Annotated in this window: 12 protein-coding genes; 6 read left to right on the top strand and 6 right to left on the bottom strand. The window is 72.1% G+C overall.

The genetic code is table 11. The features are described from left to right. Positions 1 to 29 precede the first annotated feature (29 nt). Complete coding sequence (locus ACFY3I_RS08075; protein ID WP_390859881.1) at positions 30 to 950, bottom strand: SGNH/GDSL hydrolase family protein; 921 nt, start codon at positions 948 to 950, stop codon at positions 30 to 32. 284 nt (positions 951 to 1,234) lie between these two features. On the opposite strand from ACFY3I_RS08075, the gene ACFY3I_RS08070 reads away from it, so the two are divergent. Together ACFY3I_RS08070 and ACFY3I_RS08065 are read left to right on the top strand one after the other, a co-directional pair. Beyond that, the gene (locus ACFY3I_RS08070) at positions 1,235 to 1,939 is read left to right on the top strand and encodes an SDR family oxidoreductase (protein ID WP_390859880.1); all 705 of its coding nucleotides are present in this window, start codon (positions 1,235 to 1,237) and stop codon (positions 1,937 to 1,939) included. Positions 1,940 to 2,116: 177 nt separating this feature from the next. Further along, complete coding sequence (locus ACFY3I_RS08065; protein WP_390859879.1) at positions 2,117 to 4,249, top strand: discoidin domain-containing protein; 2,133 nt, start codon at positions 2,117 to 2,119, stop codon at positions 4,247 to 4,249. Positions 4,250 to 4,253: 4 nt separating this feature from the next. Here ACFY3I_RS08065 and ACFY3I_RS08060 read toward each other — a convergent pair whose 3' ends face one another. The 5 genes from ACFY3I_RS08060 to ACFY3I_RS08040 all read right to left on the bottom strand — a co-directional run bounded on the left by ACFY3I_RS08060 (position 4,254) and on the right by ACFY3I_RS08040 (position 7,799). Beyond that, positions 4,254 to 5,375 (bottom strand): acyltransferase family protein, encoded by a 1,122-nt coding sequence (locus ACFY3I_RS08060; protein WP_390859878.1) that lies wholly within the window; start codon positions 5,373 to 5,375, stop codon positions 4,254 to 4,256. Positions 5,376 to 5,675: 300 nt separating this feature from the next. Then, positions 5,676 to 6,152: a hypothetical protein gene (locus tag ACFY3I_RS08055; protein ID WP_390859877.1), complete on the bottom strand. Its 477-nt coding sequence runs from the start codon at positions 6,150 to 6,152 to the stop codon at positions 5,676 to 5,678. Next, positions 6,136 to 6,627, bottom strand: a complete 492-nt coding sequence (locus tag ACFY3I_RS08050; RefSeq protein ID WP_390859876.1) for an RNA polymerase sigma factor — start codon at positions 6,625 to 6,627, stop codon at positions 6,136 to 6,138. The genes ACFY3I_RS08055 and ACFY3I_RS08050 overlap by 17 nt, the downstream gene beginning before the upstream one ends. 183 nt (positions 6,628 to 6,810) lie before the next feature. Then, on the bottom strand, positions 6,811 to 7,428 hold the full coding sequence (locus ACFY3I_RS08045; protein WP_390859875.1) for a class F sortase: 618 nt from the start codon (positions 7,426 to 7,428) through the stop codon (positions 6,811 to 6,813). Beyond that, positions 7,425 to 7,799, bottom strand: coding sequence for a sortase-dependent protein (locus ACFY3I_RS08040; protein ID WP_365286928.1), 375 nt, complete (start codon positions 7,797 to 7,799; stop codon positions 7,425 to 7,427). Before ACFY3I_RS08040 ends, ACFY3I_RS08045 begins: the two co-directional genes overlap by 4 nt. 177 nt (positions 7,800 to 7,976) lie before the next feature. Between ACFY3I_RS08040 and ACFY3I_RS08035 the strand changes: the two genes are divergently transcribed. The 4 genes from ACFY3I_RS08035 to ACFY3I_RS08020 all read left to right on the top strand — a co-directional run bounded on the left by ACFY3I_RS08035 (position 7,977) and on the right by ACFY3I_RS08020 (position 13,221). Beyond that, the gene (locus ACFY3I_RS08035; protein WP_390859874.1) at positions 7,977 to 8,414 is read left to right on the top strand and encodes a Fur family transcriptional regulator; all 438 of its coding nucleotides are present in this window, start codon (positions 7,977 to 7,979) and stop codon (positions 8,412 to 8,414) included. An 89-nt stretch (positions 8,415 to 8,503) separates the two neighbouring features. After that, complete coding sequence (gene katG, locus ACFY3I_RS08030; RefSeq protein ID WP_390859873.1) at positions 8,504 to 10,693, top strand: catalase/peroxidase HPI; 2,190 nt, start codon at positions 8,504 to 8,506, stop codon at positions 10,691 to 10,693. 225 nt (positions 10,694 to 10,918) lie between these two features. Next, positions 10,919 to 12,625 (top strand): PHP domain-containing protein, encoded by a 1,707-nt coding sequence (locus tag ACFY3I_RS08025; protein ID WP_390859872.1) that lies wholly within the window; start codon positions 10,919 to 10,921, stop codon positions 12,623 to 12,625. Further along, complete coding sequence (locus ACFY3I_RS08020) at positions 12,622 to 13,221, top strand: hypothetical protein (RefSeq protein ID WP_390859871.1); 600 nt, start codon at positions 12,622 to 12,624, stop codon at positions 13,219 to 13,221. Before ACFY3I_RS08025 ends, ACFY3I_RS08020 begins: the two co-directional genes overlap by 4 nt. Positions 13,222 to 13,342: the final 121 nt, after the last annotated feature.

Here is a 13,342-nt window from a genome sequence, read left to right as displayed (position 1 = left end):
CGGTCGGCGGGCCGCCTGGACGCCGCTTCCTAGTACCGCCTGCCGAGCCGGTCGAGCACGGCACGGGCCATGGCCGCCTCGCCCTTGGCGTTGGGGTGGGCGGGTGCCGCCGGTGAGGTGGGCTGGAGGGGCTCGATCCAGCGGTCGGCGGGGGCCTTGCACATGTCGTGGCCGACGGTCGGGCCGTAGGTGTCCGCGTACCCGGCGCCGTTCCACGCGGCGACCAGGCGCAGCATGAGGTTCAGGCGCTTGCCGACGTCCCGGAGGTAGGGGAAGTCCTTGGCCGCGAAGGGCACCGTCGGGTAGCAGCCGCTGCCGTCGTCGGGCAGCAGGTCGGGGTAGCCGACGACCAGGATCCGGGCGTGCGGGGCCCGCGCGCGGACGGCCCGCAGCACCTTGTCGACCTTGGGCGCGGTCTGGGCGATCCGCACCGTGAGCTGGTCGACGCCCGAGGCGTTGTAGTACCGCTGGCAGGGGGCGCCGGCCAGGTCCGTGGCGCTGAGCGTCGCGCAGGTGCCGATGATGGAGCTGAACCCGATGTCGTTGCCGCCGATCTGGACCGTCACCAGGCCGGTGTCCCGCCGCACGGCGTCGAGCTGGGGGCCGTTGGTGCCCTGTGCCTTCCACATCTCCGCGGTCGTCGCACCCCCGCAGCTCACGTCCTTGAACGCGCTGACGTGCCGGGCCGCCGCGACCAGCGAGGGGTAGTTGTGATCGGAACGGGCGCAGTTGGCGTCGACCTGTGCCGGGATGCCGGGCCCCGAGGTGTAGGAGTCGCCGAGCGCCACGTAGCCGGTGCCGCGGTCGTGGCCGCCGTGGTGGCCGCCGCCGTGCGCGGCGGCCGGTGTCGTGGCCGCGGCGACCAGGGCGCAGCCGCCCAGCGCCGCCGCCACGGTGGCCTTGCGCCGCTGCCGCCTCGCCGAACCGTCGGACGGGGTGCCGTTCGCCATGGTGATTCCCCCCTGGAACCGGGACGCGCGCCGGAGCGGTCCCGACGGGCGGCCCGCGCGTGTGTGTCGGTGGTCTGTATACCGCCCGGTAGGAGTCCGGAGCCAGAGGTCGGACGCAATGAACTGGATCGAGTAACCGGCCCTGCGCGTAAGGGAGTCGGGGTGGGCGGCGGCCGGATCGGGACAGCCGCGATTGAAGTGGGAAACCGATCGGTTTACGATGGCCTCAGCCGCCGGAAACTGATCGGTTTCCGGCTCTGCCCGGAATATGGAGTGTGAGTGTCATGACCGCGATCAAGGATTCCGTCGTCCTCGTCACCGGCGGCAGCCGCGGTATCGGAAAGGCGCTGGTGGAGGAGTTGTACGCACGCGGCGCCGGCAAGGTCTACGCCACCGCCCGCGACCCGCGCTCCGTCACCCACCCCGACGCGGTGGCGCTGGCGCTGGAGGTCACCGACCCCGACTCGGTGGCCGCCGTCGCCGAGCAGGCGCAGGACGTCACGGTTCTGATCAACAACGCGGGGGTCGCCTCCGGCACCCGCTTCCTGACCTCCTCCATCGAGGACATCCGCCACGAGTTCGAGATCAACTTCTACGGGCCGCTGCTGCTCACCCGCGCCTTCGCCCCGCTGATCGAGCGCAACGGCGGCGGTCACGTGCTGAACGTCCACTCGGTGCTGTCCTGGTTGGCCGAGGGCGGGGCCTACAGCGCCTCCAAGGCCGCGTTCTGGTCGCAGACCAACAGCCTGCGCCAGGCGCTCCAGCCGCAGGGGATCGGCGTCACCGGCCTGCACATGGGCTATGTCGACACCGACATGACGGCCGGCGTCGACGCGCCCAAGACGAATCCGCGGGACATCGCCGCCGCCGCCCTCGACGGCGTCGAGTCGGACGCCTACGAGGTGCTCGCCGACGACCTCACCCGCTGGGTCAAGGGCGCCCTGTCCGGCGATCCCGCCGCCATGTACGAGCGCCTCGCCGCCCGGTGAGCTGGGCCCCCGGCCCGTCCGTCGGCCTCCCTCCGCGTCGCCGCGGAGGGGCGGTCGCCGAAAATTCCGGTGCCGAAGGGTTGTCCCGCAGTTGCCTCACCACTTAAATCAAAACCTGAACTAAGCAGTGGGGCGCACCGGTTGAGTGCTCCCCGTGCCCACTTCAGGGAGCCGCTGATGAGATTGAGATCCCTGGGCGTCGCGCTCGCCGCCATGGCAGCGCTGCTCGCCCTCCCCACCGCGCACGCACCGGCGGCCCAGGCCGCCGACGCCCCGCTGTCGCAGGGGAAGACCGCCACCGCCTCGTCCGCGGAGAACGGCGGGACCGCCGCGGCCAACGCGGTGGACGGCAACACCGGCACCCGCTGGTCGTCGGCCTTCACCGACGACCAGTGGCTCCAGGTCGACCTCGGCGCCACCGCCACGGTCACCCAGGTGGTCCTCAACTGGGAGACCGCCTACGGCAAGGACTACAAGGTCCAGATCTCCGCCAACGGCAGCAGCTGGACCGACCTGAAGTCCGTCACCGGCGGAGACGGCGGCGTGGACACCCTCGACGTGTCCGGACAGGGCCGTTACGTCCGCATGCAGGGCGTGCACCGCGCGACCCAGTACGGCTACTCGCTCTGGGAGTTCCAGGTCTTCGGCAGCACCACCGGCACACCCCCGGTCCAGGGCGGCGGCGACCTCGGCCCGAACGTGATCGTCGTCGACCCGTCCACGGCGAACCTCCAGCAGAAGTTCGACTCCGTCTTCGCCCAGCAGGAGTCGGCCCAGTTCGGCTCCGGCCGCTACCAGTTCCTGCTCAAGCCGGGTACGTACAACGGCATCAACGCGCAGATCGGCTTCTACACGTCCATCTCCGGTCTCGGACTCAACCCCGACGACACGCAGATCAACGGTGACGTCACGGTCGACGCCGGCTGGTTCAACGGCAACGCCACCCAGAACTTCTGGCGTTCGGCGGAGAACCTCGCCATCACGCCGTCGAACGGGACGGACCGGTGGGCCGTGGCTCAGGCGGCCCCCTTCCGTCGAGTCCACGTCAAGGGCGGTCTCAACCTGGCCCCGAACGGCTACGGCTGGGCCTCCGGCGGGTACATCGCCGACTCGAAGATCGACGGCACCGTCGGCCCGTACTCCCAGCAGCAGTGGTACACCCGGGACAGCTCGGTCGGCGGCTGGACCAACGGCGTCTGGAACATGACGTTCACCGGCGTCCAGGGCGCACCGGCGACCAACTTCGACTCCGGCCCGTACACCACGCTGGACACCACCCCCGTCTCCCGCGAGAAGCCCTTCCTCTACCTGGACGGCAGCACCTACAAGGTCTTCGTCCCGGCGAAGCGCACCAACGCCCGGGGCGTCTCCTGGCCGGCCAACGCGGGCACCTCCATCCCGCTGGACCAGTTCTACGTCGTCAAGGCCGGCGCCACCGCGGCCACCATCAACCAGGCGCTCGCCCAGGGCCTCAACCTGCTCTTCACGCCGGGCGTCTACCACCTCAACCAGACGATCAACGTCACCCGCGCCAACACCGTCGTGCTCGGCCTGGGCCTGGCCACCCTGGTCCCGGACAACGGCGTCGACGCCATGCACGTCGCCGACGTCGACGGCGTCAAGCTCGCCGGATTCCTGATCGACGCGGGCTCGGTCAACTCCGACACCCTGCTGCGGATCGGCGACCCCGGCTCCACCGCCGACCACTCCGCCAACCCGACCAGCATGCAGGACGTGTTCGTCCGCATCGGCGGCGCCGGACCCGGCCTCGCCACCAACTCCGTGGTCGTCAACAGCAACAACGTCATCATCGACCACACCTGGCTGTGGCGCGCCGACCACGGCAGCGGCGTCGGCTGGAACACCAACCGCGCCGACTACGGCCTGCGCGTCAACGGCAACGACGTCCTCGCCACCGGCCTGTTCGTCGAACACTTCAACAAGTACGACGTCTACTGGCAGGGCGAGAGAGGCCGCACGATCTTCTTCCAGAACGAGAAGGCCTACGACGCCCCCAACGCCGCCGCCATCACCCACGACGGCGTCGTCGGATACGCGGCCTACAAGGTCGCCGACACCGTGGCCAACCATGAGGCGTGGGGCCTGGGCAGCTACTGCAACTACACGGCCGATCCGTCGATCGTGCAGTCCAACGGCTTCCAGGTGCCGACCGGTTCGGGCATCAAGATGCACGACCTGCTGGTGATCTCACTCGGCGGCATGGGCCAGTACGCCCACGTCGTCAACACCACCGGAGCGCCGACGTCGGGGACCAGCACCACCCCCTCCAAGGTGACGCAGTTCCCGTAGCCGGTCAGGCCGTCGTCCGCCGTACCGGGCGCCGCAGCAGCAGCCGTCGCGCGGGCCGCTCCACGCCCTCGTAGAGGAGCCAGGAAAGGCCCAGCGACACGGCGAACGCGGCGACGGCGGCGGCCGCGCCGGTCAGTGCTCCGAAGCGCGGACGGGTACCGAGCAGATGGGTGCCCGTCCGCAGCACCAGCAGATGCACCATGTAGAACGCGAACGACAGTTCTCCCAGACGCACCAGCCACCTGCGCCGCCACAGCGACGGCAGTCCACGCAGATCCGCGAGGGCCGCCGCCGGGATGAGCAGCGCGAAACCCGCGATGGTGCAGGCGGTGGCCGCGTACTCGTCGGTGAACTGCGGGACCAGGAAGTAGCCGATGACCGCCAGCGCGAGCGAGGCCTCCAGGCCGGGCCCGCGCCAGCGGCCGAGCAGCACCAGGCGCGCGGCGGCCGCGCCGAGCACGAACTCCGGCAGCCGGGCCGCCGGGAACGAGCTGATCGGCTGGCCCCACCCGTGGTGGGCGTCCGTCCAGGCCAGCACCAGGACCGCCAGGACGGCCGACGCGGCCAGCAGCCGGGCGCCCCGGGCGTCCAGCCTGCGCAGCAGCAGGGCGAGCGCCGGGAAGGCGGCGTAGAAGAAGGCCTCGCAGGCCAGCGACCAGCTGACCGGGTCGAGTGTCTGCCACCACGGCCGCCACCAGGAGTGCACCAGGAAGACGTCGGCGAGGCCCTGCGGCAGGGTCGGCATCGGCTGCCGGGGCAGGGTCAGGGCCATCACCAGGGCGATCCCGACGGTCACCAGGTGCACCGGATAGACCCGGGCGACGCGCCGCCACCAGAAGCGCCCGGCCCGGTCCCCCGGCCGCGCGGACCACATCAGCACGAAACCGGAAAGCACGAAGAAGAACGACACCCCTGACGCGCCGGCTTCGAACCCCCACGAGACGAAGCGGCCGCCCGTGCCGCCGAAGTAACGGAAGTTGTGCACGTGCAGTCCGAAGACCAGCACCGCGGCCATCCATCTGAGCCCGGTGAGGGACGGCAGCGAGGGGGCGGGGGCGGAGGGCCGGGTGCGGGAGGGTGGCGCGGCGGCCGGAGCGGTCGGATGGGCCGTGGTCGCCGTCGTCATCAGGTCACCTGCCGGAGGGTTCGCGCGTGGAGCATGGAACGGAGCGTTGCCCGTTACGCACCTTTCATTCCGGCCTCGTACGAAACATCACACCAATGCGGAGCAGGGGCCTCGGCCAAACGGGCCGTGGCGGCCGGACGGGCGGATGCGACCCTACCCGGCCGCCCGGCACGGGCCACCGCCCTCGCGCGGCACCGCGCCCCCCGCCGCGACGCTCCGGCCCGCGCCCTCGCACCACAGGCGGCACGCCGAAACGCGAAGGCACGAACGGGTGATACGGCGCGGGACGGCTTGACGTGGCTATGTCCGGGACGGCGTGGCGTCGGCGATCCGCCGCCGTTCGGAGGGGGCGACACGCGCGGCCGACGGAGCCGTCGACGGGTCCGTCGACGCTCCACGGGTGGGGACCTGGGTGCGGCGGTTCGGCTCGGGCGTGGTGCTCGGACGCGGCGAGGGGTTCCGGGGCGCCGGGGACGACGGGGTGCGGTGCGGGGCCGGGGCCGTGGGGCTGACCGCCGGCGGCGCGAGCGGGACCTGTGGGGCGACCGGAGCCGAGGGTGTCGTCAGCTGTGCCGGCAGCGCGACCAGCAGGGCGACGGCGCAGGTCACGCCGGCCCCGGCGGCCACCCGCACCAGGCGGCGGCGGCCCGCGGCGCGCCGGATCTCCTCGTACCGGCCGGGCGGCGGGCCCAGGAAGGCGGCCGGCGGCCGCAGGACGACGGTGAGGGGGTCGTCGGGGCCGTCGGACCCCGGCTCCTCGTCAAAGCGTGTGGTCAAGGCTTCTCCTCAGATGACCGCGGAGCAGTTCACGGGCCACGTGCAGGTCGGCCTTGACGGTTCCCTCCTTGCGTCCGGTCAGTTCGGACACCTCCCGGATCGGCATGTCAGCGTAGTAGTGCAGCAGGATGGGGACGCGCAGTCGCTCCGGCAGCGACTGCACCAGCAGCCGGACGGAAGGGTCGGCCTGCTCGGGGTGTGGCCGGGTCGCGGCCTCGGAGCCGACGCGGCGCACGGTCCGGCGCTCGCGCTCCAGCTTGCGCCAGTGGTCCCGCACGATGTTGGCCGCGGTGACGTAGAGGAACCCGCGGGGCTCCTCCACCGACGTCCACCGGGCCCACAGCCGGGTGAAGGCCTCCGAGGCGATCTCGTGCGCCGTCTCGTCGTCGTCGACCAGACGGCGGCACCAGCCCGCCAGGCGCGGGTACAGGGCGGCGAACAGCTCGGACGCCGCCTTGTCACGGGACCGTTTCAACGTTCTCCAGGGTCGAGGTGCTCTGCGGGGCCGATGCCGGGGGCGACGTCGGGGTGTTGCCGGTGTGGTGCCGGATCGGTGCCCGGGCGATGCCGGTGTGGTGCCGGATCGGTGCCCGGGCGCTGAGGAGGATGCGGGACCGGTCCACCGCGTTCCACCGGTCCCGCATCCGTCCGCGCCGGGTCAGACCTTCGTGCCGGTCAGCGTGGCGAAGACGATCACGTTGTCGAGGTAGCCGTCGCCGCCCCGCGGGCCGCCGCAGGTGATCAGCCGCAGCTCCGGGCGGTCCACGTCCCCGTACACGTCCTGGGTCGGGAACGCGGACTTGGCGACGGTGCGCACCTCGTCGACGGTGAACACCGCCGACCGGCCGTTCTCCAGACGCGCCACGGCCGGCTCGCCCCGGCGCAGCTCGGCGAGCCGGCGGAAGACGCCGTCGCCGTAGCTGCCGACCGTGACATGGCCGAGGATCACCGACGGGCCGACCTGCCCCGGCGTGGGGGAGTGCCGGTACCAGCCGGCCCGGTCCCGCGCGGTGACCGGCGGTACCTGCACCGTGCCGTCCGCCGCCAGCCCCAGCTCGAGCAGCGGGGTGTCGACGCCGATCGCCGGGATGCTCAGCCGGACCGGCACGGAACGCCCGAGCGCGGCGGGCGTGCCCGTCGTCGCGGACGGCGAGGGCACCGGCGGCCGCTCGCCGCGGACGGTGCCGGCCGTCCCGTGGGCCGCCTGCCCCGCACAGCCCGCCAGCAGCGAGGCCGTGGCGGCGGAGACGAAGGCGCGCCTGGAGATCGAGGTCATGCCCCGGTCGCCCGGCGGCGACGCACGGTGAACATCACGGCGCCGGCGGCGAGCACCGCCGCGGCGCCCCCGCCGATCAGCGCGTTCTCGGTGCCGGAGTCCGAGGACGGCTCCGCCACGCCGGTGTCGGGCGCACCCTGGGGCACGGCCGCGACCTGGCCCCGGTCCCGGGCGGGCGCGGGGGTCGAGGCGCGGGTGGGCTCGGCGGAACGCGCCTCGGAGGGGACCGGGGAGGGCTCCGCGGAGGGGCGGGTGGACGGTGCCGCGGTGCGGGCCGGCCTCGGGCTGCTGCCGTCGGCGAACGCGGGCACGGTGCCGCCGAGGACGGCCGTGCAGGCGAGTGCCGTGGCGGTCAGGACAGTTCGGCGCATGAAGACGCTCTCTTTCGTCGGCCCGCGGTGGTCGGGGCGGGCTGGGAACGGATCGAGCGGAGAGACGACCCAGCACCCGGACGGGTTGTAAAGAGATGGCAAAGCCGATCGGTGGCCACGAGACTGGAGTCGCTTGTTTTCTTGAATCACTCGTGTTTGTGGGGGTAGGTTGGCGCCATGACCGCATCCCAGTCCCCGACCACCGCCGACGAGCTGCGTGGTGCCGGCCTGCGGGTGACGGCCGCCCGTGTCGCGCTGCTGGAGACCGTTCGCGGCGGTGACCATCTCGACGTCGAAGGGGTCGCCTCGGGCGTCCGCGAACGTGTGGGCCACATATCGCTCCAGGCCGTGTACGACGCGCTGCACGCGCTGACCACGGCCGGCCTCGTGCGCCGTATCGAACCGGCGGGCAGCCCGGCCCGGTTCGAGGGACGCGTCGGCGACAACCACCACCACGTCCTGTGCCGGTCGTGCGGTGCCGTCGCCGACGTCGACTGCGCGGTCGGCGAGGCCCCGTGCCTGACCGCCTCCGACGACCACGGCTTCGCCATCGACGAGGCCGAGGTCATCTACTGGGGCCTGTGTCCCGCCTGCTCCACCGTCAGCAACTCCTGAAGACCTCTCCCGAACGCGTTCCCGAACGCGTTGCCGAACACGTCATTCCCCCAGTACGTCGATCCGCCCCATCCGGAAGGATTTCCCCCATGTCCGAGACCCAGGAGAACGCGGGCCAGTGCCCGGTCGCGCACGACCGCGCCCCGCACCCCACCCAGGGCGGCGGCAACCGCCAGTGGTGGCCCGAGGGGCTCAACCTGAAGATCCTCGCCAAGAACCCCGCCGTCGCGAACCCGCTCGGCGAGGGCTTCGACTACGCCGAGGCGTTCCAGGGCCTTGATCTCGCGGCCGTGAAGCGGGACATCGCGGAGGTGCTCACCACCTCTCAGGACTGGTGGCCGGCCGACTTCGGCAACTACGGCCCGCTGATGATCCGGATGGCCTGGCACAGCGCGGGCACCTACCGCATCTCCGACGGCCGCGGCGGCGCCGGCGCCGGCCAGCAGCGCTTCGCCCCGCTCAACAGCTGGCCGGACAACGGCAACCTGGACAAGGCCCGCCGTCTGCTGTGGCCGGTCAAGAAGAAGTACGGCCAGGCCATCTCCTGGGCCGACCTGATGATCCTCACCGGCAACGTCGCCCTGGAGTCGATGGGCTTCGAGACCTTCGGCTTCGCCGGCGGCCGCGAGGACGTCTGGGAGCCGGAGGACGACGTCTACTGGGGTCCCGAGAAGGTCTGGCTGGACGACCAGCGCTACACCGGCGACCGCGACCTGGAGAGCCCGCTCGGCGCCGTCCAGATGGGTCTGATCTACGTCAACCCGGAGGGCCCCAACGGCAACCCGGACCCGATCGCCGCGGCCCGCGACATCCGCGAGACGTTCCGCCGGATGGCGATGAACGACGAGGAGACCGTCGCCCTCATCGCCGGCGGCCACACCTTCGGCAAGACCCACGGCGCCGGCCCCGCCGAGAACGTGGGCGCCGAGCCCGAGGGCGCGCCGATGGAGCAGCAGGGCCTCGGCTGGAAGAGCACCTACGGCACCGGCAAGGGTGCGGACGCCATCACCAGCGGCCTCGAGGTCACCTGGACCACCAGGCCCACCCAGTGGACCAACGACTTCTTCGACATCCTGTTCGGCTACGAGTGGGAGCTGACCGAGTCCCCGGCCGGCGCCAAGCAGTGGGTCGCCAAGGACGCCGAGGCGATCATCCCCGACGCGCACGACGCGTCGAAGAAGCAGCTGCCCCGGATGCTCACCACCGACCTGTCGCTGCGCTTCGACCCGATCTACGAGCCCATCTCCCGCCGGTTCCACGAGAACCCGCAGGAGTTCGCGGACGCCTTCGCCCGCGCCTGGTACAAGCTGACCCACCGTGACATGGGCCCGAAGTCCCTGTACCTGGGCCCGGAGGTCCCGGCGGAGACCCTGCTGTGGCAGGACCCGCTGCCGGCCGCCGAGGGCGAGGTCATCGGTGCCGCCGACGTCACGGCCCTCAAGGCCAGGCTGCTCGACTCGGGCCTGACCGTCTCCCAGCTGGTCTCCACCGCCTGGGCGTCGGCCTCGACGTTCCGCGGCAGCGACAAGCGCGGTGGCGCCAACGGCGCCCGGATCCGCCTCGAGCCGCAGCGCGGCTGGGAGGCCAACGACCCCGACCAGCTCGCCCAGGTGCTGCGCGTCCTGGAGGGCGTACAGCAGGAGTTCAACTCCGGCTCCAAGAAGGTCTCCCTCGCCGACCTGATCGTCCTCGGCGGTGCCGCCGCGGTGGAGAAGGCCGCCAAGGACGCCGGCGTGGACGTCGAGGTGCCCTTCACCCCGGGCCGGGTCGACGCGACCGACGAGCACACGGACGCGGAGTCCTTCGCGGCCCTGGAGCCGGCGGCCGACGGCTTCCGCAACTACCTCGGCAAGGGCAACCGCCTGCCGGCCGAGTACCTGCTCCTGGACCGGGCCAACCTGCTCGGCCTCAGCGCCCCCGAACTGACCGTCCTGGTCGGCGGTCTGCGCGTGCTCGGCGCCAACACCGGCGGCTCCAAGCACGGTGTCCTCACCGAGACCCCGGGCGTGCTGACCAACGACTTCTTCGCCAACCTGCTCGACATGGGCACGGAGTGGAAGTCGACCTCCGCGGACCAGACCACGTTCGAGGGCAGCGACCTGGCCACCGGCGCGGTCAAGTGGACCGGCACCCGTGCCGACCTGGTCTTCGGCGCCAACTCCGAGCTGCGCGCGGTCGCCGAGGTCTACGCGAGCGACGACGCCAAGGAGAAGTTCGTGCGGGACTTCGTCGCCGCCTGGGCGAAGGTCGCCGACGCGGACCGGTTCGACCTGGTCTGATCCCGGCGAAGCCCGGGGCCTGACGCCCGGGCCGGCCAACTCCGGCCGGTCCGGGCGTCGTTGCGTCCGCGCGCATCGCCTTTACGTGTCAACTCCCCATAGTTTGCTGCACATCGGCGGTTCTTTACCGCACCATGACCTCGACTCCCGCTGTTCACGCGACCTTCGCAGACTCTGCACGTCCTGGAGTCACCCCCCAGCCCGACGGCCCGCGGGAGTTCGCGCATGAGCCACGGTCACAGCCACGAGCACGGTCATCACCACCACCATCACCACCACACGGACGCCGACGCCTCGTCGCTGCCGCCCGCCCTCGACCTGTCGGTCCCCGACGAGGAGCTGACGCCCGGTCAGCTCTCCCGCCGGTCGATGCTGCGCCGCACGGGACTGCTCGGCGCCGGCCTCGCGGCCGGCAGCGTCCTCGCCGGCGCGGGCCAGGCCGCCGCCTCGGTCTCCGCCGGGCACTCCCACGGCGGCCACTCGGACGGCCTCCTGTGGCTGGCCGGTGACCACCACATCCACACCCAGTACAGCTCGGACGCCAAGTACCGGGTCGTCGACCACGTCCGGCAGGCCAACGCGCACGGCCTGGACTGGATGGTCATCACCGACCACGGCAGCGAGCAGCACGCCAAGATCGGTGTCGAGAAGGTCAACCCCGACATCGTCGCGGCCCGTGACGAGATCGACGACACCCTGGTCTTCCAGGGCCTGGAGTGGAACATCCCGGCCGCCGAGCACGGCACCGTCTTCGTCCACCCCGGCAAGAACGAGGTCGCCGTCCTCAAGGAGTTCGAGAACTCCTTCGACGGCTCGGTCAAGGGCGCCTCCGCCAACACCCCGGCCAACGAGGCGCTGGCCATCTCCGGCCTGAACTTCCTCGCCGAGCAGGTGCAGCGCCGCAAGGTCAGGGACGCCCTGTTCCTCGCCAACCACCCGGCGCGCAAGGGCATCGACTCCCCGCACGAGATCCGTGCCTGGCGCGACGCCCAGCCGTCGATCGCCGTCGGCATGGAGGGTGCCCCCGGCCACCAGGCGGGCGGCCTGCCCAAGCCGAACGGCCCCGGTTCCGCGCGCGGCATCTACGACAACAGCCCGAGCGCCGACTCCTTCGCCGGCTACCCGCTGGAGAGCTACCGCACCTGGGGCGGCTTCGACTGGATGACCGCCACCGTCGGCGGCCTGTGGGACAGCCTGCTCGCCGAGGGCAAGCCCTGGTGGATCACCGCCAACTCCGACTCCCACAACGTGTACGCGGACAGCGCGGTGCGCGGCCCGAACAGCGACTTCAACGCCAACGGCCGGTACGACGACCCGGTGTACGGCGGCGCCATCAGCCTCACGGACACCGACTTCTGGCCCGGCCAGTACTCCCGCACCCACGTGGGTGCCGCGTCCTTCTCGTACAAGTCGGTCATGGACGGGATCCGGGCGGGCCGGGTCTGGGTGGACCACGGCGGCCTGATCAGCGGCCTGAACGCGCAGCTGCGCTCCGGCTCGCGCGCGGTGACCCTCGGCGGTGTGCTCCAGGTCCGCAGGGGCAGCCAGGTCGACCTGGTCGTCGAGATCAGCCTCGCCAACGGCCCCAACTGGTCCCAGTTCACGCCCTCCCTGGCCCGGGTCGACGTCATCCAGGGCGACGTCACCGGCAAGGTGAGCGAGAAGGACACCTTCGCCACGCCCGCGACCAGGGTCGTGAAGTCCTTCGAGGTCAACAAGGCCACCGGCGCGGTCCGGCTGACCTACTCCCTCGGCCGCGTCGACAAGCCGGTCTACGTCCGGCTGCGCGGAACCGACGGCAACCGCTCGGCGGTCGGCATCCACGGTGCCGCCGTCGACCCGGCGGGTCCGGCCATCGACGTCCTCGGCGACGCCGACCCGTGGAAGGACCTGTGGTTCTACTCCAACCCGATGTGGGTCCTGCCCGCATGACGTCACCGCATCACGCCGCCGGCGTCCGCCCCGTCATCGGGGTGGACGCCGGCACGGCGACCCTGCGCGAGGCGGACCACCTGATCCACGAGCTGCTGGACCGCCCGGCGCTCTCGGAGGACGTCTTCGCCTGCACGCACCTGCACCGCGGCGACGAACGCCGCGGGACGGCGGTCTCGCTCGTCGTCCCGGACCCGGACACGGCGTGGCGGGAGCTGCGGGCGGCCCTGCCGGAGGGGGCCGGCCTCGTCCTGGGCGAGCTCACCCACGGCCCGGACGCCGCGGTGGACTCCGCCCGCCGCGCGGCCGCGGCGCCCCCCGCCTCCGGCCGGGCCGTCGTCTACCCGGGCGTGCGGCACCTCACCGGCACGGTCACCGCGGGCGCGGTCCTCGACGGCACCGCCGTGGAACGCCTGGTGGTCCTCGGTGCGCCCGCCGCCGAACTGCCGCGCGAAGCACGCATTCTGACGCAGGACCATGTCCGCCCGGAGTGGCGCGAGGGCGTCCTCACCCTCGTCCTGGTCCCGGCGGCGGGCGGCCTGCTGGCCCCCTTCGAGGTGCCCAACCCCACCCCGTGCTGCGCGGACCACATCTGACGCGCGGGTAATCCCTTAGTGACATGGCCTGGTCAATTCTGTCAGGCTTCGGACTCGCACCACTCATAGCGCGTGACCCGTGACCGTCCCCGGCGCACCCCAGCCGGCCGGGCGGCCACCG

The sequence above is a fragment of the Streptomyces sp. NPDC001068 genome (assembly GCF_042897315.1).
In the GTDB taxonomy this organism is placed as follows: domain Bacteria; phylum Actinomycetota; class Actinomycetes; order Streptomycetales; family Streptomycetaceae; genus Streptomyces.
The sequence above is the reverse complement of the archived record's forward strand: the minus strand, read 5'-3'. Positions and strand labels throughout refer to the sequence as shown.

What these genes read in the sequence shown, in the direction of transcription:
- ACFY3I_RS08060 (WP_390859878.1), bottom strand. Translation starts at nt 5,375, where the DNA reads ATGACGACGGCGACCACGGCCCATCCGACCGCTCCGGCCGCCGCGCCA.
- ACFY3I_RS08045 (WP_390859875.1), bottom strand. Translation starts at nt 7,428, where the DNA reads ATGACCTCGATCTCCAGGCGCGCCTTCGTCTCCGCCGCCACGGCCTCG.
- ACFY3I_RS08040 (WP_365286928.1), bottom strand. Translation starts at nt 7,799, where the DNA reads ATGCGCCGAACTGTCCTGACCGCCACGGCACTCGCCTGCACGGCCGTC.
- katG (WP_390859873.1), top strand. Translation starts at nt 8,504, where the DNA reads ATGTCCGAGACCCAGGAGAACGCGGGCCAGTGCCCGGTCGCGCACGAC.
- ACFY3I_RS08075 (WP_390859881.1), bottom strand. Translation starts at nt 950, where the DNA reads ATGGCGAACGGCACCCCGTCCGACGGTTCGGCGAGGCGGCAGCGGCGC.
- ACFY3I_RS08025 (WP_390859872.1), top strand. Translation starts at nt 10,919, where the DNA reads ATGAGCCACGGTCACAGCCACGAGCACGGTCATCACCACCACCATCAC.
- ACFY3I_RS08035 (WP_390859874.1), top strand. Translation starts at nt 7,977, where the DNA reads ATGACCGCATCCCAGTCCCCGACCACCGCCGACGAGCTGCGTGGTGCC.
- ACFY3I_RS08065 (WP_390859879.1), top strand. Translation starts at nt 2,117, where the DNA reads ATGAGATTGAGATCCCTGGGCGTCGCGCTCGCCGCCATGGCAGCGCTG.
- ACFY3I_RS08020 (WP_390859871.1), top strand. Translation starts at nt 12,622, where the DNA reads ATGACGTCACCGCATCACGCCGCCGGCGTCCGCCCCGTCATCGGGGTG.
- ACFY3I_RS08070 (WP_390859880.1), top strand. Translation starts at nt 1,235, where the DNA reads ATGACCGCGATCAAGGATTCCGTCGTCCTCGTCACCGGCGGCAGCCGC.